At 61.3% G+C, this 19,750-nt stretch carries 11 protein-coding genes, 1 tRNA gene and 1 pseudogene; 10 read left to right on the top strand and 3 right to left on the bottom strand.

Annotated features, from left to right (window positions below; translation table 11 throughout):
• Positions 1-139: 139 nt before the first annotated feature.
• Positions 140-213: transfer RNA gene (locus tag A5707_RS15650), tRNA-Pro, on the top strand.
• Between the two features lie 209 nt (positions 214-422).
• Here the strand turns inward: A5707_RS15650 and A5707_RS24560 are convergent.
• Positions 423-971 (bottom strand): annotated as a pseudogene (locus A5707_RS24560) (tyrosine-type recombinase/integrase); the annotation flags it as partial.
• Between the two features lie 631 nt (positions 972-1,602).
• Here A5707_RS24560 and A5707_RS15640 point away from each other — a divergent pair.
• The 3 genes from A5707_RS15640 to A5707_RS15630 all read left to right on the top strand — a co-directional run bounded on the left by A5707_RS15640 (position 1,603) and on the right by A5707_RS15630 (position 4,046).
• Positions 1,603-1,800, top strand: coding sequence for a helix-turn-helix transcriptional regulator (locus A5707_RS15640; RefSeq protein WP_065015371.1), 198 nt, complete (start codon positions 1,603-1,605; stop codon positions 1,798-1,800).
• Between the two features lie 134 nt (positions 1,801-1,934).
• Positions 1,935-3,497: an ATP-binding protein gene (locus A5707_RS15635; protein ID WP_065015370.1), complete on the top strand. Its 1,563-nt coding sequence runs from the start codon at positions 1,935-1,937 to the stop codon at positions 3,495-3,497.
• An 87-nt stretch (positions 3,498-3,584) separates the two neighbouring features.
• A complete protein-coding gene (locus tag A5707_RS15630) occupies positions 3,585-4,046 on the top strand; it encodes a transposase (RefSeq protein ID WP_065015369.1) in 462 nt (153 codons plus the stop codon).
• A 14-nt stretch (positions 4,047-4,060) separates the two neighbouring features.
• On the opposite strand, the gene A5707_RS23410 is transcribed toward A5707_RS15630, so the two are convergent.
• Entirely contained in the window at positions 4,061-4,945 is an 885-nt protein-coding gene (locus A5707_RS23410) for a hypothetical protein (protein ID WP_082969490.1), read from the bottom strand.
• Between the two features lie 148 nt (positions 4,946-5,093).
• Positions 5,094-5,774, bottom strand: coding sequence for a hypothetical protein (locus tag A5707_RS24555; protein WP_065015366.1), 681 nt, complete (start codon positions 5,772-5,774; stop codon positions 5,094-5,096).
• Between the two features lie 1,158 nt (positions 5,775-6,932).
• On the opposite strand from A5707_RS24555, the gene A5707_RS15605 reads away from it, so the two are divergent.
• Genes A5707_RS15605 through brxL form a run of 6 tightly spaced genes read left to right on the top strand, consistent with a single transcriptional unit; the run spans position 6,933 to position 19,679 of the window.
• Positions 6,933-7,700 carry a hypothetical protein gene (locus A5707_RS15605; RefSeq protein WP_065015364.1) on the top strand — a complete coding sequence of 256 codons (768 nt, stop codon included), beginning with the start codon at positions 6,933-6,935 and terminating at the stop codon, positions 7,698-7,700.
• Positions 7,697-8,260 (top strand): hypothetical protein, encoded by a 564-nt coding sequence (locus A5707_RS15600; RefSeq protein ID WP_065015363.1) that lies wholly within the window; start codon positions 7,697-7,699, stop codon positions 8,258-8,260. The genes A5707_RS15605 and A5707_RS15600 overlap by 4 nt, the downstream gene beginning before the upstream one ends.
• Positions 8,257-11,721, top strand: a complete 3,465-nt coding sequence (gene brxC, locus A5707_RS15595) for a BREX system P-loop protein BrxC (RefSeq protein WP_082969488.1) — start codon at positions 8,257-8,259, stop codon at positions 11,719-11,721. Before A5707_RS15600 ends, brxC begins: the two co-directional genes overlap by 4 nt.
• 10 nt (positions 11,722-11,731) lie before the next feature.
• The gene (locus A5707_RS15590; RefSeq protein ID WP_065015362.1) at positions 11,732-14,908 is read left to right on the top strand and encodes a DNA methyltransferase; all 3,177 of its coding nucleotides are present in this window, start codon (positions 11,732-11,734) and stop codon (positions 14,906-14,908) included.
• Positions 14,905-17,220, top strand: a complete 2,316-nt coding sequence (gene pglZ / locus A5707_RS23910; protein WP_065015361.1) for a BREX-1 system phosphatase PglZ type B — start codon at positions 14,905-14,907, stop codon at positions 17,218-17,220. Before A5707_RS15590 ends, pglZ begins: the two co-directional genes overlap by 4 nt.
• Complete coding sequence (gene brxL, locus A5707_RS15580; RefSeq protein ID WP_065015360.1) at positions 17,217-19,679, top strand: BREX system Lon protease-like protein BrxL; 2,463 nt, start codon at positions 17,217-17,219, stop codon at positions 19,677-19,679. The genes pglZ and brxL overlap by 4 nt, the downstream gene beginning before the upstream one ends.
• Positions 19,680-19,750 lie beyond the last annotated feature (71 nt).

The raw sequence follows: 19,750 nt of genomic DNA, 5'->3' as shown, positions 1-19,750 counted from the left end.
GCACATCACCAACCCGAGATCCCATCCCGTGCTGTCGACCGCACCAGAATCGGACGTCCAGTGAATACCCATCGTTTGCCGCACCCAATCCACTTTGGCGAGCCGCGGCGGCGGTGCGATACGCTGTCGTGGCTTCATGCGGGGTGTGGCGCAGCTTGGTAGCGTGCTTCGTTCGGGACGAAGAGGTCGTGGGTTCGAATCCCGCCACCCCGACTCGTGTCATCGCAGGTGAGAGGCCCTGACTGGTTGTACTGGTTGGGGCCTTCGTCCTTTCCAGTCCGCAGCTGGTCCGCAGCAGCTTTCAGCGATTGAGTTCGAGCTTCGTCGAGAGCAGCCGAAACCATCTCCAAGTCATCCGGAAACAGATCGGCGTAGGTATCCAACGTGAGGACTGCCGAGGCATGGCCCAGCATGGTCTGCACCGCCTTGACGTTGGCTCCGGCACTGATTGCCAGCGACGCGGCGGTGTGACGGAGATCGTGCGGCGTCACCACCGGGAAGGTCGCATCCGTCGCGACGAGCCGCTTGACCGCTTTGTTGAATACTCGGCGACGCCAGTTCGACACCCTCAGCACTCCGCCTTCGGGCGCGGCGAAGATCAGGTCATCGGGCTTCTTTCCGATCATCGACGCACCCAGTTCGTCAGCGAGGAATGCGGGAAAGGGCACCATCCGCTGCTCGTACGACTTAGGCGATGACCATTCAAGTTGACCTTCGACCTCCGTGACGGATTCACGCACGTGGACGCGACGTCGAAGCATCTTCGCGTCACCGACACGCAACGCTGCCATCTCTCCCCAGCGCAATCCGGTGTAGGCGAGGAAACGCACGACCGTCGCATCGGTCCCGACTTCAGACGCGAGCTGCTCCACCTGTCGGTGCGTCAGATAACCGCGTGGCCGCCGTTTGCGCCGAGGAAGTTTGATTCCGACACACGGATTGCGTGCGATACGGCGGTCCTCGACAGCCATCTCCAGCACCTGCCGCAAGATACCTACGGCATTCTCGATGGTGGCCGCGCCAGCACCGGCAGATGTCAGCGACTGGACCCACGCCCGGACGTCGGTCGTTTGCACGTCGGCGACGGCTACAGCTGACCACCGGGGCTCGACGTACACCGGCCACGTGTATCTCCGCGTCGATGCCGTGGTCTTCTTGAGATGGCTCTGCGTCCCAAGCCATTTCGCGTAGAGCTCGCCGACGCTGACGCGTCCCGCCTTCGGGGCGACGTAAGCGCCCGTCACCTGCATGGCTGTGATCTCGTCGAGCCAGGCCTGCGCATCCACCTTTCGCTCGAAGGACCGTGTGTTCTCCTGACCCTGGTCGTCGACATAGCGTGCCAGCCAGCGACGCCCCTTGCCTGCCCGCGCAGAACGGCCACCGTCTGCACGCCGCCAGCGGTCCTCCACGCCTCCGCGGCGGTTACGTCTTTGCATAGCTGCTCCTCTGCCAACGCCAGTTTGGCACCGACCACCGACAGTCGGTGAGAAGAACCGACCGCCACCAGTTTCATCGTGAATTGCAGGCTACTGGTGGACAGATTGGTAACACCACCAGCAGGGTGGGATCCACACCGAAGAAGTTTGATTTAGGAGGAATCAGATGGAACTGCTTGGAGCTAAACAGGTATCGGAGATGATCGGCGTTCCAGTCGGGACGCTGCGGTACTGGCGCCATTCGGATATCGGCCCGGCGAGCTTCACGCTCGGCCGCCGAGTCGTCTATCGGCGCGACGAGGTACTGCGGTGGATCTCGCAGCGGGAGAATGCAACCCGTCGAGGAGGCGGCGACGCGGCATGACAACCATCCAAGCGAAAAGCCCCGGGGACTAGCCGAGGCTTTTCGTTCGAACCACCCGATCCTCGAACACGGAAGTTCCTCATGAGAATAGCTCGTCATGTCTGCCCGCAGAAGCACCACGGGCAGGAAAGCCTATGAGCGCCAAGGAAGAAGCTGACAAGCGGTCAGTTGCCGCCCGTCTGGTCGGCATGGCGCAGGAACGCTACCTTCTCGGGGTGTCCGAAGACGGCGAAGCATTTGGCGCCGAACGTACGCGTCCGCATATAGCGATGCTCCTTCGCGGCGGCCGAACGGGGCTGCGTGCCGACCTTGCCGCCCGACACTTCGCCGAGACCGGCGCAGTCGCCGGCGGCCAAGCACTCACCGACGCCACGTTGATCCTTGAAGGCCTGGCAGCTGCCCAGCCCCCGGAGAAGCTGCACCTGCGCGTTGCCGAGCACCACGGGGCGAGCTACATCGATACCGGACGTCCCGATGGCAAGGTCATTCGCATCGGCTCAGGCCGTTGGACGATCCTCGACTCCGCTCCGGTGCGGTTTTCTCGAACGCGGCTGACCGCTGCCATGCCCCTACCTCCGGCCAACGGTGATCTGGAACGGCTTTGGGATTTCGTCAATGTCGCTGTCGAAGATCAGCCCGCGTTGCTCGCAGTACTCGTCGCTGCACTGATCCATTGCGACGTGCCGCATCCTGTCTTGGCACTCTTCGCGGAGCAAGGCAGCGCCAAGAGCACGACGACACGCATGCTGGTCGACCTCATCGACCCGTCCCCAGTCCCGCTGCGGCAAGCGCCGCGCGACGCCGACTCCTGGGTGACCGCCGCCTCCGGCTCATGGGTGGTCGCCCTGGACAACCTGTCCGCCATCCCGCCGTGGTTGTCGGACTCGCTGTGCCGCGCCGCCACCGGCGACGGCAACGTCAAACGCGCGCTTTACACCGACGCCGATCTGGCGGTTGTGAAGTTCCGCCGCTGCGTCATCATCAACGGCATCGACGTCGGCGCGGTACGCCCCGACCTCGCCGAGCGACTTGCGACGGTCGACCTGCGACGCATCGATCGTCACATGCGACAACCGGAGGCCACGATGCGACAGAGGTGGCTGGAGTCTCTACCAGGTATTTTAGGCGGGCTCCTCGACCTAGCCTGCACCGTGCATCAGCGCCTGGCGACCATAGTGGTCGACGACGCGCCACGAATGGCGGACTTTGGCCGCACCCTGGCGGCCGTCGACGAGGCGTTGTCGACCCATGGCTTGCGTCGCTACTTGTCGCGCGCCGATCAGCTCTCCGAGGACAGCCTGTCCGCCGACCCATTTATTGAACAACTGCGGCGGCACGCCCGTGAACCACTCGTCGGGAAATCTGGCGGCGACCTGCTGACGATGGTCACCCCGGTCAGCGACCACTGGCGACGCCCCAAGGAATGGCCGAAGAACGGCAGAGATGTCACAGCAAGTCTGAGGCGGCACGCACCGGCGCTGCGGAGCCTCGGATGGGTCATAGATGACGACGGCGCGCGTAACCATCGGAACGTGTTGCTATGGACCATCTATCCGCCATACAAAGATGTGGTGGCTCAACTAGCCTCGCAATCCTCGCGTCCCTCGCCGCTACCGTCGAGCACCACCACGCTGCGTAATCCTGAGATCGCGGTTGCACCGGTCACCGATGAGAGCCGCGAAGACCTACCCGCGTAGCAGTGCCTGCGTCGTTCTGCGGAATTGCGAGTTGTTCTGTCGGGTCCGGAGGGCATTATCAGGACGTACACGGGAAGGCCAGTTGACATGAATCTCGATAACGATCTGAAGCGGTTGGCCACCGCCGCGGCAACTAATTGGCCGGAGATCGCATTATCGGGGCGTCTCGACGCCGCGATTCGCGACCTCTACCGAACACATCTGCCGTTCCCGCCATCCTGGACTCCCGACGAGCGTGACGAGTTCATCGAGGAGCACGCCGAAATGGACGCGCAACAATTGGTTAGCCGGTTCGACGACCTGATCGACGTCGTGATCGACGGTTTCGGCTGGCAGAACGGCTACTTACCCCATTCCGAGGACGCTTCAGCGATGATCGCTGAAGCGCGAAAGGATGCCGTCTACGAGTTGGAAGCTAGTATCGAGTATCTGTCAGATGACCTCGCGCAGAGGGCAATCCACACCGCAGGTCGGACCGCCGCGAGTATGACCGGGTGCAGTCCCGCCGGACGACGTTCCCGGCGGAGGTCGAGACATACGAGCCGCTGATTCGCCTGAGCTTCTCACCAGCTACGGTGCGGATGAACGGCATTGGACAGATCCCGCGCGGCCGTCAGAGTCGCCCGATCGAGCTTCTTGAGCCGAGCCTGCTCTGCCACACGTGTGAGCACCTCACACAGCACCCCGGCGTCACCCAGCGCAATTCCTACGGCATCCACCTGCACTACAGGCTCGTTCCGTCGGCCTGTCGGCTCAGATTGCTCCTGTGACGCAATGCCTTTCGGCACTTCGACGACACGTATCGGTGCGCCGTAGCGTTGCGCGGCTGTGCGCGCCGCCGACGCGTCTCGACGACACGTGTCCGAGCAATACAGTCGGCGACGGCCACGCCGAGGAGCGACCTTCTCATCAAGCATCACCGCATCGCAGCGGACACAGCGAGTCGGATCGTAGCCACCGCCAACACCTTCACCGGACGAACCCCGTGGTACATCCTCTGGCTGTGGATCGACGCTGACTGAGTCGGTATTCGGATCCACCGCATCAACAGGTCCCGAACTCGCCGCCGCGCAAGCTGTTGAACCCCGTCCACCCTGATCTCCGGTGCGCGCCCGGCGCAGGACAGTCTGAATTTCGCGGACATCCACGCCGACGAGTTCGGCGATCTGCGCATAGGTTTGGCCGCGAGCCCGCATCTGCTCGATGACGGTCTGCATTCCACGGAAGTGACCTGACCGCCTCTTCACCGCATCAGCGCGGATGTTCTCGGTGGCCTGGTCTAAGCGTCTGCGTTCCCAAATATCAACGACGTTAACTCTATGGAGAATCGCCCGGATCTCCTCGGCGCCCGCCGCGTTGGCACGATCACGGCGAGCCCTCTCCTCCTTCTTCTTCAGCTGCGCTTCCCATGCCCGGCGCCGCGCAAGAAGCTTCTCATTCGCGCCCATGTCTGCAACCTACGAACCGGTAGCCGGACAAGTCCACCACCACAGCCACATTCGCGTTGCGATACTTCGGTCGTGAATCTTGATCTCAGGTGAAGTCCATGGAATTAGCACTACTCATTGAGGAAGGGCAGTACTTCACGTAGTCAGATCACGATCCGAGGGCGAAGAGGCGCCGTTCGATCACGTCGGGTTCTGTGGCGAATTCGTAGGCCCAGTCCTTGGCCAGGTCCAAGTAGCGAGTGTAGTGATCACCTGAGGCTTCCCACGGGTGGCCGGTGACCTTGATCAGTCCGGCAATGACGTTGTCGTCCATGATCAGAGGCTGCGAGAGATAAGGTTTCGCGTCGTATCCAGCGAAATACATCAACTTGGTGAAGTACGACGGGCCGAGCCCTCTGACCCACAGTCGCTGGTGTCTACTCAACGCTTTGTACGCACTGATCGGCCCCTCACCGCGTGTAATTTCGATTGCCTGGGTCAGGCGCCCCGCAACATTGGCATCCGCGAACGGCTTCGCCGCACGTGTCGTCGACTGCCCTGGTGGCGCACCCCAGAATGTGATCGCTGCGTGCAACTGCGTGGCCGACCACGGATCGTCGAGTTCGGTTATCGCGCGCCGCGCAATCGCGAATACGACGGCGCGGTCGATGCGAATCCGACCGTCGTCATTTGCCGGTAGACGATCGAGTTCCGGCGGCCACATCCGTTCATCGGGTAGCACTCCCCGGCAGTACTCCGGGTTACGCAGAAATCCTTGGGCAAGAACGTAGTCGTCTCGCGACGGCGCTGCCTGGCCGTCAAACAGATCGGGGACCTGGCCGATCGTCATTGCACCTCCCCTCAAATAGTGACTCCGGTGCGTCGATTTCACATGAGGAGGCGTCCTTCGGAGTTGTACCGAGCAGCAACTCCTCCGTACGCGTATACAACGAGCTGATTGTCATCGACGACTTCGAACGAGTCGAAGGGAGTCGAGTAGTTGACGAGCGTAACTGGGCCTTAAGGATGCTCCTGGATTCGGAAGCAGCGCATTCAGCTGTCGTACTCCACCTGCATGACCGGCCCCTTCCGCTACTGAACGCAATGGTCTCGGACATGGTCAGCGACCGTTGACAGAACAGCGCGATCCAACGGTTTGTATCTAGCTCGTCGGCCGAGCGCCGGTCGTGGGCCTCGACCACCGCGTCGTAAAACCGATTGTGCACCGGCCGCCACCTCCTCCGGATACCCGTTGATCGGCTATGTAGCCAAGCACCGCGGACACGTTCGTCGGTCGGACGGTTACGCCTGATATTGATGGCGCCCCCAGCGGGGTGCGCGCTGAGCACCTCATGGATCGGCGTCGTCGTCGCGGAACTCGTGGGCACTCATTGCCTCCTCGTCCGCCACGCTGCCATACGGGAATGACCTCCGACGTTGTCGCATCAACATCAAGTCCCTGCTCAATGCCCAAATCCACACACCTCTTGCACTCTGGGCCGGTATCGGCCGCTAATCGCCGGACGAAAATCGAGTATGCCCGTCCGCCGGCGCCAGAAATCGCCGAGCCCATTCAACGAGGAACACCGCACCGAGGGCATTGTCGCGGTGTTCGCAACACTCAGCAGCGGCAAAAAGAGCGTCAACTACAACGAGCAACTACGCGAGGACCGCGAGGCTTCATCGCCCTGGTCATCTGATTGGCCGCGCCGCCCGCAGGCTGACGAGCACCTTGACTCCTATCCGCCCGCGGGATCGGCCAAACCTTGGCCGATGTCTGTCTAGACATCTAGACTCAAGCCCTTATGGGAGACGAGGTCGACACCGACGACTTGGTTGGCGCAGCTGAAGTCGCGGCCATACTCCGTCTCTCGCACCCGAACAGCGTTACAACGTACCTCCATCGATACCCCGACTTCCCGAAACCCGTCGTCGACCTCGCGGCGAGCCGTGTTCGCCTCTGGCGACGGCAGGACATTGAGGGCTGGCATCAGCGGAGGACACAGCCATGACCACAACAGAGATAGTCCGAGGTGACCGAAGCGGCGGCGCCACGACGAGCCACACCATCGTCGTGCCCGCCCTCAAGCTTCTCCTTCAAGAGGTTGGTACGCACGCGGCCGCTACCGACTATGAGCAGGCTGTGCTCGAAGACAACGTCCTGGGGAAGGGCACCATCGAGTCGCGTCGACGGACTCTTCGATATCTTCGCGAGCTCTACATCCTCCGAAACGATTCCTTGCTATTTCGGGCACTGAGTGATCTCTGGACCGACGACCCTGCCGGTCAGCCTCTGCTAGCCGGGCTGTGTGCGCTCGCGCGTGATCCCGTGTTCCGGGCAAGTGCTCAAGCGGTCTTTGACAGCGAGCCCGGCGATCCGGTCACTAGTGCCGATCTGGCCGAGACCGTCGGGAAGACGTTCCCGGACGCCTACAGTGACTCGACCCTCGCGAAAGCCGGTCGCAATACCTTCTCGTCTTGGGAGCAGACAGGTCATCTCCGGGCAATCGCGAGGACCGCCAAGGTTCGCCAGCGTGCGACATGCACTCCTGCGACCACGGCATTTGCCCTGTTACTGGGACATCTTGAAGGCCTGTCAGGGGCTGCGTTGTTCGACACCTTGTGGGCGCGCGCGCTGGACCGCCCCAAGGTTCACCTCATCGACATGGCTGCCTCTGCATCGCAGCGGTCGCTCGTCGATTTCCGCCATAGCGGCGGCATCACCGAGGTGGGCTTCACCGAACTACTTCGTCCGTCGGAGGGCCGACCACTGTGAGCCGCATCGATGACCTCATCTCCAACTATGAGCGGTTCGTGTGCCTTCCATGGCCGTCTGGCCTTGCCCCCGCCCAGCGGGTGTGGATGGCCGTCTATGGGCCGGACGATGAGCGCCGACTGCGACTGCACTTGCCGGAGTTTGAGACTGCATCGAGTGCCGCCGGTCGCGAGTGGGCGCAAATCGACATCACGAACGCCTTTGAGGTTTGGATGGCAGCGCACGAATACCGCGATGCGTACTTTGCCAATCCGAAGCTGATCCAGCCCGAATTAGCCGGCTTCATCAATGCTCTTGTCAGGGATGTGCGCGCGCAGCTGGCAGAGATGAGCACACCGAATACCGTTGTCGGGCTGGTGGGGGCAGGAAGTCTCTTCGGTCTTGGTGATCAAGTGAAGGTGTCCGCGTTGATCGGCGGGATTGAAGACCTTATCGCGGGTCGCTTGCTGGTCTTCTTCCCAGGCGAAGTGGATCACAACAACTACAGACTGCTGAACGGACGTGACGGATGGAATTACCATGCCGTCCCCATCACTGCCGACAAGGGGACACTCCTGTGACTTTGACTAACCGCGACGTTTTCGCGATCGACCCGACCGAGCGCGACATTCCCAACCTCGGCGTAGCGAAGGTCAAGAAGCCCGAGGACGATCGCGATTGGGCGACCCTGGAGTGGGAGCTACGTAGCTTCGTCTGCGACGGCGAGTACGAACGCGGGCTGGAACGAATTCTCGATCAGTTTCTCAGCCATCTCAGCCAGGCAGAGCAGCCAGCAGTATGGGTCAGCGGGTTCTACGGCAGCGGCAAGTCCCACCTCATGCGCGTCCTTGAATACCTTTGGCGCGACTATGAACTCCCATCAGGCACATCGGCGCGTTCGCTAACCACGCTCTCATCGGAAATCCAGGCACATTTGAAGGAACTATCCGTAGCTGCCAAACGTGCGGGAGGCCTGTGGTCTGCTGCGGGAACCCTCGGCTCGGGAGCTGCTGGATCGGTACGGCTCGCATTCTTAGGGGTTGTCTTTGGCGCCGCTGGACTTCCGCAACAGTATTCGCCGGCCCGCCTAGCACTTTGGATGCACCAAGAGGGCCTATACAACGACGTCCGAGCAACAATCGAGGCCAACGGCAAGGAATTCGAGCACGAACTTCGCAATTTGTACGTATCGCCTGTGCTTGCCCAGGCCTTGATTGAGGCCGGCGCCAGCTTCGGTGAGAACCCCGCAGCAGTTAGCGCTGCTTTGCAGAGTCAGTTCCCCTTAGTCGACGACGTCACCAACGACGAAACTCTCGACACCTTCGAGGAAGTCCTGCGACTGCAGAGCGATGACGCCGGCAAGCTGCCGCTCACACTCGTCATTTTGGATGAGATGCAGCAGTACATCGAGGATGACAACGTAAAGGCATTGCAGGTCCAGGACCTCGTCGAAGGATGCTCATCACGTTTCAACAGCCAGGTGCTCATCGTCAGTACCGGTCAAGCCGCACTCACGGCTAATCCCACTCTCCAAAAGCTCATCGACCGTTTTCCCGTTCCGGTTGCCCTGTCGGACACCGATGTCGAGACAGTCGTCCGCGAGGTCGTTCTCCGAAAGAAACCCGACAAGGTGGCTGATATCGAAGCGGTACTCGAGCAGGTCACGGGCGAAATCGACCGACAACTCGGCGGCACACGCATCGAAGCCAAGGGCGCCGACAAGGCGACGATCGTTGCCGACTACCCACTTCTGCCGACCCGCCGCCGGTTCTGGGAGAGGGCGCTGCGGGCCATCGATAAGGCCGGCAAGGCCGGGGTCCTGCGTACGCAACTAAAGATCGTTCACGAGGCCGCTCGCAACGTCGCCGACCAACCGCTCGGCACGGTCATCGGCGGCGACTTCGTGTTCCGCTCCGAGTCCGCCAGCATGCTACAGAGTGGCGTGCTATTGAAGGAGATCGACGAGCTGATCCGCGGCCTCGATGACGGTTCCGTGGAAGGTGTATTGAAGTCGCGGGCCGCTGCGCTGACGTTCCTCATTTCCCAGCTCCCTCACGAGGGGGTTGGCGACACTGGTCTTCGCTCTACTGCGCCGATACTTGCCGACCTCCTGATCGAAGACCTCGCAAGCGACGGCGCCAAGCTGCGTAAGGACGTCCCCCGAATCATGGAGGAATTGGTCGAGCAGGGTCGAGTAATGAAACTCGGCGACGAGTTCCGGCTGCAAACTGCCGAGGGCGCCGAGTGGACTCAGGAGTTCAATCAGCGCCGCACCTCAATCCGCGCCGACGCTGCGCGCATGTCCTCCCTCCGCAACGATTGGCTTCAGCGCGCGGTTGATACGGAGTTGGCCGGGCTGAAGTTGGTCCACGGCAAGAGCAAAACCCCCAGGAAGCTGACCCGGCACTGGGGCGACGACCTTCCGCCGACCGATGGCACTACGGTTCCGGTATGGATCCGCGATGAGTGGGGCATGACCGAGGCCAAGGTCCGCGAGGCGGCAGCCGCTGCTGGCAACGACAGCCCGATCGTGTTTGTGCTCTTGCCGAAAATCGACGCCGAGTCCATCGCGGAGACGCTTGCCAGCTACGCGGCTGCGACCGACGCGGTGAGCCAACGTCCCGAACCGCAGACCGACGAGGGGCGGCAGGCCAAGCAGGGCATGCAATCAAGGGTGATCGAAGGCCAGCAGCGGCTTGACAATCTGTTCGCTACCGTGATCGCCAAGGCGCGGGTATTCCAGGGCGGTGGCAACGAGCTGACCACTGGTTCACTACGAGCCGGCGTCGAAGCCGCGGGCAACCATGCCCTGTCCCGCCTGTTCCAGAAATTCTCCGCCGCTGATGACCCCGGATGGAGCAAGGTCATCGCCAAGGCGCGCGATGGCGCGCCTGACGCGCTCGGAGTAGTCGGCTGGCAGGGCGAGGTACCCGCCAACCCGGTTTGCAAGGAAGTCCTTGCGCGTACGTCTGGTTCCGGCACCAAGGGCAGCGACCTCCAGCGCGATCTTGGCGACGCGCCATTCGGCTGGCCCAAGGACGCGGTCGATGGTGCACTGCTCGCTTTGTTGGCCAGCGGCAATGTTCGCGCCGAAAGAGACGGCCACCGCATCGACGGCGCCAAGGAGCTTCCAGCCACCCAGGTCGGCAAAGCAACGTTCTTCAAAGAAGACGAACCACCAACCAAACACGAGCAGCTAGCTGTGCGGGGACTGCTCACTGCCGCCAATGTCGCCTACACCTCCGGGAAGGAGGGCGCTGCCATTAGTGGGCTCCTGCAGCACCTCCTCGACCTTGCGGCGAGAGCAGGCGGTCTTCCACCGCTACCTGCACCACCCGACACGTCGCACCTGGATGGCCTCGCCGCGCTCGGTGGAAACCAACAGCTACGTGCAGTCGCCCAGCACGCTGAACAGCTACGCCAAAGCCTCAAGACCTGGACAGCTATCGGCGCCAAACGGGGCGACCGGGAAGCATCGTGGCATGTACTCGACCGCCTACTAGTACATGCGTCCTTGCTCGAAATCGCACCATCGATCAAGACGCAGCGTGACGCGATCGAGACCGGTCGCCTACTTATGCAGGACCCGGACCCGGTGGCACCACTGATCAAGGAACTATCCGACGGCCTCCGCACTGCGGTGCTCGACGCCGCGAAGTCAGTTAAAGACGATCACGCGAGAGCCTTAGCCGAGATCGAGGCCTCGCCCGAATGGCAACAACTCGATCCGGCCGACCGCACCCCCATCCTGGAAGGTGCGGGGCTTGCCGCGATAGCCGTTCCGGCGGTCGGATCCGACGATGAGCTGCTCAAAGCACTGGATACGACCCCATTGAACATGTGGGCCGAGCGCCGTCAAGCAATCCCCGCCAAGGTCGCAGCGGTGCGTACTGCCGCAGCCAAGAAGATCGAACCCAAATCCGTCACTGTCACGACACCTGCGGCGACTCTCCGGACACAGGCCGACGTCGAGACCTACCTGACTGCGCTACGAGAGCAACTCCTCCGTCACATCGCAAACGGCGAAACAATCATCATCTGAGGACTCGAAAGTGCCGATACTCACTGCCCGTCAGCGCAACTTCCTCGAAGCCGCCTGCACCAAAGGCCGCCGCGCATCTGAACAAGCGGTCCGCGCCTCACTCACCTCCCTTGCCGTAACCGCAGAGCGTCCCCCGACCCACCTAAACGAGAACGATCGAGAACTCCGCCGCGGGTTACGGGCTAAAGCCCGCCAACTAGGCGACGTCGGCGACAAACTTGACTTACTTGTCGCCGAATGCGCGTACGAGCAATGGCATCGCTTGCTGTTTGCCCGCTTCCTCTCCGAGAACAATCTACTTATCCACCCGGAGTACCAAGCACCTGTCACCCTCGAAGACTGTGACGAACTCGCAGCTTCCCTCGGAGAACCGGACGGCTGGTCCGTCGCTGCCCTCTTCGCCGCTGAGATTGTGCCCGGCATATTTCGCCTTGAGGACCCTTGCGTTCAGTTACGTCTCGCGCCGGAAGGTCGGTTGGCATTGGAGAGCATCGTCGCGGACATACCCGCAGAGGTCTTCGCTGGCGACGATGCGCTCGGGTGGGTCTACCAGTTCTGGCAAAAGGACAAGAAGGAGGAGGTCAACGCCTCGGAGCGCAAAATTGGCGGGGCGGACATCGGACCGGTCACCCAGCTATTCACAGAAAACTATATGGTCCGCTTCCTGTTGGAGAACTCGCTGGGAGCCTGGTGGGCGTCGCGACACCCAAACAGCCCGCTGCTCAAGGATTTCGAGTACCTGCGATTCAATGACGCCGGCAAGCCCGCGGCGGGCACATTCGATAGCTGGCCTGACAACGTTAGCGACGTCACAGTCATGGATCCCAGCTGCGGATCAGGCCACTTCCTAGTCGAGGCATTCGCGATCCTGTGGCGGATGCGAGCGGAGGATGACGGACTCGCTCCGGTCGACGCGCAAGACGCGGTATTGCGCGAGAATCTCTTCGGCCTAGAGCTCGACCCCCGCTGCGTTCAAATTGCCATATTCGCGCTGGCGCTTCACGCGTGGAAGTCGAGCGGCGAGTGGCGTGAGATCCCAGTGCCTAACGTCGCATGTTCCGGTATCCCCGTGAATGCACCAGCCGAAGAATGGCGAGCCTTGGCAAACGGTGATCAACGACTGGAGGACGCCCTTGCACGCTTGCACATCCTGTTTCGAGAGGCCGACACGCTGGGCTCGCTGATCGACCCGAGGCGTTCCGCAGAGATCAGCGATCCGACCGGAACACAAATTTCGCTTGAAGACGTCGACTGGGATGAGTTGCTGCCTTCAGCACAGCATGCCTTAACAATGGAGGGGCGGGATCCCGCGGCGTCGGTCCTCGCCGCAGACGTATCGGGCCTTTGGCGCTCAGCAGAATTACTCACTCGGAGCTTCACGCTCGTCGCGACGAATGTGCCGTTCCTCAGTCGTGGAAAGCAATCACAGGTACTACGGACGTACTGCGACTCGCATCTTGCCGAAGGACGTGGTGACCTCGCGACAGCGATGCTGCTGCGGTGGGCCCGCGTAGCGACGGTGGCGCTAGTTACGCCCCAGAATTGGCAGGAGAAGTCTACATATGAGGATCTGCGGCAATGGGTCTTACGCAGTTGCAGTTACAAGCTTTTCGCGCGGATTGGCAATAACGTCTGGCAGACGCAGTCGAGCGGCCAACCTTTCAAGATGCCGACAGTGTTGTCCGTCATTGAGCGTCAAGAACCGCATGACGGGGCAACCACATCGGTCATCGATATTGGGAACGGATCACTAGCGACGAAGGCTCGGGACCTGGCCAAATCAGACGTCACAGCCTTTGCTCAGAGCGCGCAACAAAGCAATCCCGAGAGTCGGATACTCCCGGTGCCGGTCGCCCCGTCGTCGGTGCTGCTGGGCTCTATCGCGCGGTGCATTCAAGGAACAAGTACAGGTGACACGCCGCGGTATGTACGGAAATTTTGGGAGCTGCCGCATGTCGAGGCACCATGGCATCGTTTCCAGTCCTCGACTGCCATAACCGCGCCATACGTTGGTAGGGAGTCAGTGGTGCGATGGGATGGGCCAGGCGGCGTCGCCGACGAACCCGGCTCCGCGGTCAGAGGAGATGAGGCGTGGGGACATCTCGGCGTGTCCGTGACGCAGATGGGCAACCTCAGTCGGACGCTGTACCTGGGTGATCGATTCGACACAAACGCTGCAGCGGTTGTTCCGCACGACGCGGAGTTGGTCCCTGCGTTGTGGGCATTCTGCACGTCTAATCAGTTTGTCGCCACGGTTCGTTCGGTCGCTTCGTCTACTCAAGTGACCAATGGCGCACTTGAACTTGTGCCATTCGACGTCGATCACTGGCGCAAGGTTGCCGCGGAAAATGGGCAACTCCCGGAGGAAAATTCACAAGATCCGACTCAATGGTTATTCAGGGGCCGACCCGATGCATCGACGGCTCCACTTCATGTGGCCATAGCGCGGCTCTTGGGCTATCGGTGGCCCGAGCAGTTCGAGTCGGACGAACTCAACACCTTCACCGATGCCGACGGGATCGTCTGTCTTCCCTCGGTCACAGGTGAGCCGCCAGCTGCCGAGCGGCTCCAGCAATTGCTTGCCACGGCATTCGGCGAATCCTGGTCCTCTGCCAAACGGAAAGACCTTTTGGAGTTGTCGGGAAGCAAGAAGGACAAGCTTGACGACTGGCTGCGGGATGAGTGCTTCAAACAACACTGTGCTCTATTCGGTCATCGGCCATTCGTGTGGCACATCTGGGATGGCCAGCGCGATGGCTTCGCGGCGCTGGTGAATTACCACCGGCTCGATCGCAAGGTGCTTGAGAAACTCACCTACACCTATCTTGGCGACTGGATCGAACGACAGCGCGCGGAAGTGCGCGACGAAGTGATTGGGGCGGAGGCTCGACTGGCAGCTGCATCGAAGCTGCGAAAGTCGCTCGAACTGATCCTCGACGGAGAGCCACCGTATGACATCTATGTGCGCTGGAAGTCGTTGGCAGAACAGCCGATCGGATGGGAGCCGGACCTGAACGATGGCGTGCGTGTGAATGTGCGGCCGTTCGTCGAGGCGGGGATTCTGCGCTCGCAGTTCAACGTCCATTGGCGGAAGGACCGCGGCAAGAACCCTGATGGATCAGAGCGACTTAATAATTGCCACCTCACGACCGCCGAGAAGCGGGCATCACGAGGTGGTTCTGCATGACAGAGACCGTCCTTGACCGCCTCGGTATTGCACTTGATGACGCTGCGCGCAGCGACAGCAATGTCTTCGACCCACCGGTCGCGATCCTATGGCCGGACAAGGGCAGACAGTGGGAGGGCTCGATTGCACGGCTTCGCCAGCGACGGCAGGTGTTGACCCTGGGTCCACACAATCCATCCTCGGGTACCGGCCCCGCGTATTGGCTTCGATGTGTTGCAGCGGGCACCCTTGAGATCCACGGCCCGGGCGGTCTTCCCGTCATTTACTTGCCGGGAGTCTCCCGAGATGACCTTCGGTCCGTGGCTACGAGTAATCAGGCCCTTGCCCCGCTGGCTCCGTTGCAGCACCGAAGCCAGTGGTTCACACAGTCGAGCGGCAAAGACTGGACCGTACGTGCGCTACTTATTAATCAGGATCGCGGGCTCGGTCTTAGTGTGGCTGGTGACGACTCAACATCACAAGCTCTGATCGCTGGGCTAGGCGACCTAGTGCAACTACCTTTATCGCGCTTGAAGGAACGCTATATCGATGCACCATTTCTCAATGGCTTGCTGAACCCTGATCCGATCCGGCGACTGCTGCAGTGGATCGATGATCCAGTCGCCGTGCGGCAAGAACTAGGCGACGTTGCATGGAATGCTTTTGTTGCACAGTGCGAGTCCGACTTTGACTTCGATCCAGCAACAGCCGGCGTGGTTGAAGCCGCCCGCAAGCTCGGCACCGCGGAAGGCGCTTGGGTGCAGGTGTGGCAGCGCTTCCGAGAAGCGCCGGGCGATTACCCGGGTATCCACCAGCGACTACGGGACGCAAGGCCGATGGAGTTATTCACCCCATCCGGTTTGGCGTGGCCTCAGGACAACGAGGCCGCCGAGGATCAACTTCGAAATCGGCTACTTGATCTGGCATCTCTGACAGCAGCTGGCGCAGCGTCTCAGATTGCACAACTGGAGGACAGCCACCGTGAGCGGCGTGGATCGGTGTGGGCGCAACTAGGGAAATCGCCCCTTGCTTTCGCCGTTGAGCACCTAGCCAACCTAGCTGCAAAATGCACGTCTGCACCGCCGACGGGCAACGTTGAGCAGCTTCGCGGAAGCTACGCGACCGGAGGGTGGACGGTGGATCTTGAAGCGCTGCAGGCGCTCGGCGAGGTCGATCACGACCGAGACATGAAAGCCGTCGCAGCAGCTTTGGACGCGTTGTACAGGCCCTGGGTTGAGGCTGGTGCGAGAGCGCTACAGGATGCCGTGGGCCCCGAAGCGAATTCCGGCACCTATGTAGCGAGCGATGCACCGAATCTCTCGGCGAGCCAAGTCGTAATGTTTGTCGACGGTCTGCGACTAGATGTCGCTCACCTTTTAGCCGAACGACTTGAAGGCGCGGGCGCGAAAGTCGCGATTGATATTGGCCTGGCTGCGCTACCAACAGTCACCCATACATCAAAGCCTGCACTGGTACCAATCAACCAAGCCCTCCTAGGCCCGGGCGCAGCCCTAGACGCATGCCGTGTGTCGAGTGGGGCAACGGCCGGTGTTCAGACCTTGCGTTCATTGCTGGCCGAAGCCAGCGTGCAGGTCCTCACCTCAAGTGATTTCGGCGATCCTGCCGGGCGAGCGTGGACCGAAGCCGGCGACATCGACCGAAAGGGCCACAGCGTGGGCAGTCGGCTTGCCCATGAGATTGAGGGTGAAGTCACGAGGATCGCGCGACGGACTCGCGAACTGCTTGACACGGGGTGGTCCGTCGTCAGCATTGTTACCGACCATGGGTGGATTCTCTTGCCGTCAGGCCTCCCCAAGAACGACAGCCTCCCAGTGGCGGCGACAGCTGTGAAGAAGGGCCGATGCGCTCGGCTCAAGGATGGGGCGTCGGCCGATGTTTCGACCGTCCCGTGGCATTGGGACAACAATGTGCGGATCGCAATTGCGCCTGGTGTTTCATGCTTCGAGGCAAACAAAACGTACGAGCACGGCGGCATAAGCCCACAGGAGTGTTTCGTCCCCCGGCTGACCATCACTGCCTCGGAAGCGGCGACGAGCTCAAGCGCGGAAATCACCAGGATCAAATGGCGCGGACTCACACTTGTCGTCGAGTTCACCGACCTGCCCGAAGGCGCCAAAGTTGACCTCCGCCGGCAGGCAGGCGACGCGGCGTCGAGTATTGCCGACCTTGCTCGATTCACAAGCGGTACCGGAAAGATCATCCTCCTGGTCGACGACGAGGATTTGGAGGGCGCTACGGCCCAGCTCGTAGTCGTTGACGCTGACGGCACCATTCTCCTTCAACGCGAAACCACTGTGGGACAGAACCGATGATCGGACTCGACGATCTAGACACTGCTGCTGCAGAAGCGTTCGACGGCTACCTCGTCAAGAAGGACTTGGCCCAACAATTCCGCGGTCAATACCCCGTCCCGACGTACGTCGGCGAGTTTCTCCTCGGCCGCTACTGCGCGACGACCGACCCCGACGAGATCGCTGCCGGCTTGGAGATGGTGCAACGTTCGATGAGGGAACGCACTGTCCGTGCCGGCGAGGAAGAACTGTTCAAACACCGCGCGCGGGACAAGGGGCGGGTGAAGATCATCGATCTTCTGCGAGCACGTCTTGACGCTCGAAGCGACGCCTATAAGGCAGAGTTACCTAGCCTGCAGCTCAACGACATTCACATCTCGGCCGAGTTGGTCAATGAGCACCAACGAATGCTGACTGGCGGTTTCTACGCCGAGGTCACGTTGGAGTACATCGCCGCGCTTGCCCAGCAACAAGGTGGACAGCCGTTCCGCGTCGAGGCTATCCGCCCCATCCAGATGTCGACCCATGATGCACTCGGCGAATTTGTCTCGGGGCGAAAGCATTTCACATTGGACCAGTGGAGGAGCCTGCTCCTCCGCAGCGTCGGCTTCGCACCAGAACGATTTACGGTTCGGCAACAGGACATACTACTGCTCAGGATGGTTCCCTTCGTCGTCAACAATTACAATGCAGTCGAGCTGGGACCGCGTGGAACTGGAAAATCGCACTTGTTCCAGCAGATCTCGCCATACGCCCACCTCGTCTCGGGTGGCAAAGCAACGATCGCGAACATGTTTGTGAACATGAGCACCGGGCGACGTGGGCTGGTAGCCCAGTACGACGTCATTTGCTTTGACGAGGTGTCGGGCGTCTCCTTCGATCAGAAGGAGGGCGTCAATATCTTGAAGGGATACATGGAATCCGGCGAGTTCAGCAGGGGCAAAGAATCGATCCGCGCCGACGGCGGAATCGTCATGGTTGGAAACTTTGACGTTGATGTGTCGCACCAGCTCCGCACGGGCCACCTGCTGGGGCCACTTCCCAAAGAGATGCGAGACGACACCGCTTTCATGGACCGTATCCACGCGTACATCCCGGGCTGGGACGTCCCGAAGCTCAACCCGAGCTACTTCACCGACCATTTCGGGTTCGTCAGCGACTTTCTAGCTGAGGTCTGGAGCCGGCTCCGTAGGGCACCCCGCCTTGACGCCATCCAAGGTCGACTGGACTGGGGCAATCAGTTGAGCGGCCGCGACCGGAAGGCGGCGAATCACACCGTCGATGGGCTACTTCGACTCCTGTACCCCGATCCAGAGATGGAGGTACCCGCTGAGTTTCTCGCCTGGGCGGCAACCCTCGCCTTGGAGTCACGCCGGCGTGTCAAGGAAGCCCAGGCCTTCATCGGCGCAGACGAATTCGGCCATACGGACCTATCTTTTAGCATTGGCGGCGGGTCAGAGGTCATTGTCTACTGCGATGAGTCGCTTATGCATCGAGCCCAACTCGACCGCGAAAGCCGGGACGGGCAGACCGGTGGCGGCGCAACGAGCAGCGGGCTACTCCCAGCTCCAGAACCCGGCGAAGTCACCTCAAGTGTGCAGGCTCGTGACTACGCCATAGGCGACACGATCGGCGGCCGATTCGAGGTTGATGCGCTACTCGGTAGCGGAGGATTCTCGAAGGTCTACCGAGTGCGCGACGTTGTCGAGGGCGAGCAGCGAGCGCTCAAGTTGTTCGATAGCGCTGCCGGATACGATGCTGTACGCCGCGAGGTCGGTGCACTCCGCAAGGTCGATCATCCGAACGTCGTGAAGGTAATCTGGGCCGACCGCACAGATCACGGCGAGTGGTACCTGATCATGGAATACGTCGACGGCGAGTCCCTAGCTGACTACGTGGACGGAAGTAGGCACCTCCGCGATCGCGAGGCGGTAGACGTAGCGCTGGACGTGCTCGACGCACTGGCCGCATTTCATCCCGACACGGAACGAATAGAAGTGCTTAACCACAAGAAGAGTGAAGGCGAGATCAGCGCCGAGGAGTACGACGAACTGATGTCGCTCCACGAGAAGGCCCTTGTCCATCGGGACATCAAGCCGCAGAACATCATGCTCACACGAGCCGGCGCCAAACTCCTCGACTTCAACATCGCGTCGCGTGTTGGTGACCCGGTGAAGACGGTGTCGGGCACGCCGCCCTATCAACCTCCAGATGCCGACCTAACCCGGTGGGACGTCTCTACCGACCTGTTCGCCGTGGGAGTCACACTCTACGAGTTGCTGTGCGACGGCCAGCACCCTTATCCGCATGCCCGTCCAACATTAGATGCGGACCCACGAGATCCGCGGCAGTTCCGAGGTGACCTCGCTGCGGGCCTCGCAGAATTCTTGGAGAAAGCTTGTGCGCGCGATCGCAAGAACCGATTCCAGACCGCTGCGGAGATGAGAGCCGCCCTCGTCGCGCTGCGCTCGACGCTGTGACCCGCTTCAACGAAAACCGGTCCTAGGACTCAATATCACCGGGAACACGCCACCTCCGCTCGGCCTGGACA

This window comes from Mycobacterium kyorinense (assembly GCF_001672775.1).
Taxonomy (GTDB): Bacteria; Actinomycetota; Actinomycetes; order Mycobacteriales; family Mycobacteriaceae; genus Mycobacterium; species Mycobacterium kyorinense_A.
The sequence above is the reverse complement of the archived record's forward strand: the minus strand, read 5'-3'. Positions and strand labels throughout refer to the sequence as shown.

What these genes read in the sequence shown, in the direction of transcription:
- A5707_RS24555 (WP_065015366.1), bottom strand. Translation starts at nt 5,774, where the DNA reads ATGACGATCGGCCAGGTCCCCGATCTGTTTGACGGCCAGGCAGCGCCG.
- A5707_RS23410 (WP_082969490.1), bottom strand. Translation starts at nt 4,945, where the DNA reads ATGGGCGCGAATGAGAAGCTTCTTGCGCGGCGCCGGGCATGGGAAGCG.
- A5707_RS15605 (WP_065015364.1), top strand. Translation starts at nt 6,933, where the DNA reads ATGACCACAACAGAGATAGTCCGAGGTGACCGAAGCGGCGGCGCCACG.
- A5707_RS15640 (WP_065015371.1), top strand. Translation starts at nt 1,603, where the DNA reads ATGGAACTGCTTGGAGCTAAACAGGTATCGGAGATGATCGGCGTTCCA.
- brxL (WP_065015360.1), top strand. Translation starts at nt 17,217, where the DNA reads ATGATCGGACTCGACGATCTAGACACTGCTGCTGCAGAAGCGTTCGAC.
- A5707_RS15630 (WP_065015369.1), top strand. Translation starts at nt 3,585, where the DNA reads ATGAATCTCGATAACGATCTGAAGCGGTTGGCCACCGCCGCGGCAACT.
- A5707_RS15635 (WP_065015370.1), top strand. Translation starts at nt 1,935, where the DNA reads ATGAGCGCCAAGGAAGAAGCTGACAAGCGGTCAGTTGCCGCCCGTCTG.
- pglZ (WP_065015361.1), top strand. Translation starts at nt 14,905, where the DNA reads ATGACAGAGACCGTCCTTGACCGCCTCGGTATTGCACTTGATGACGCT.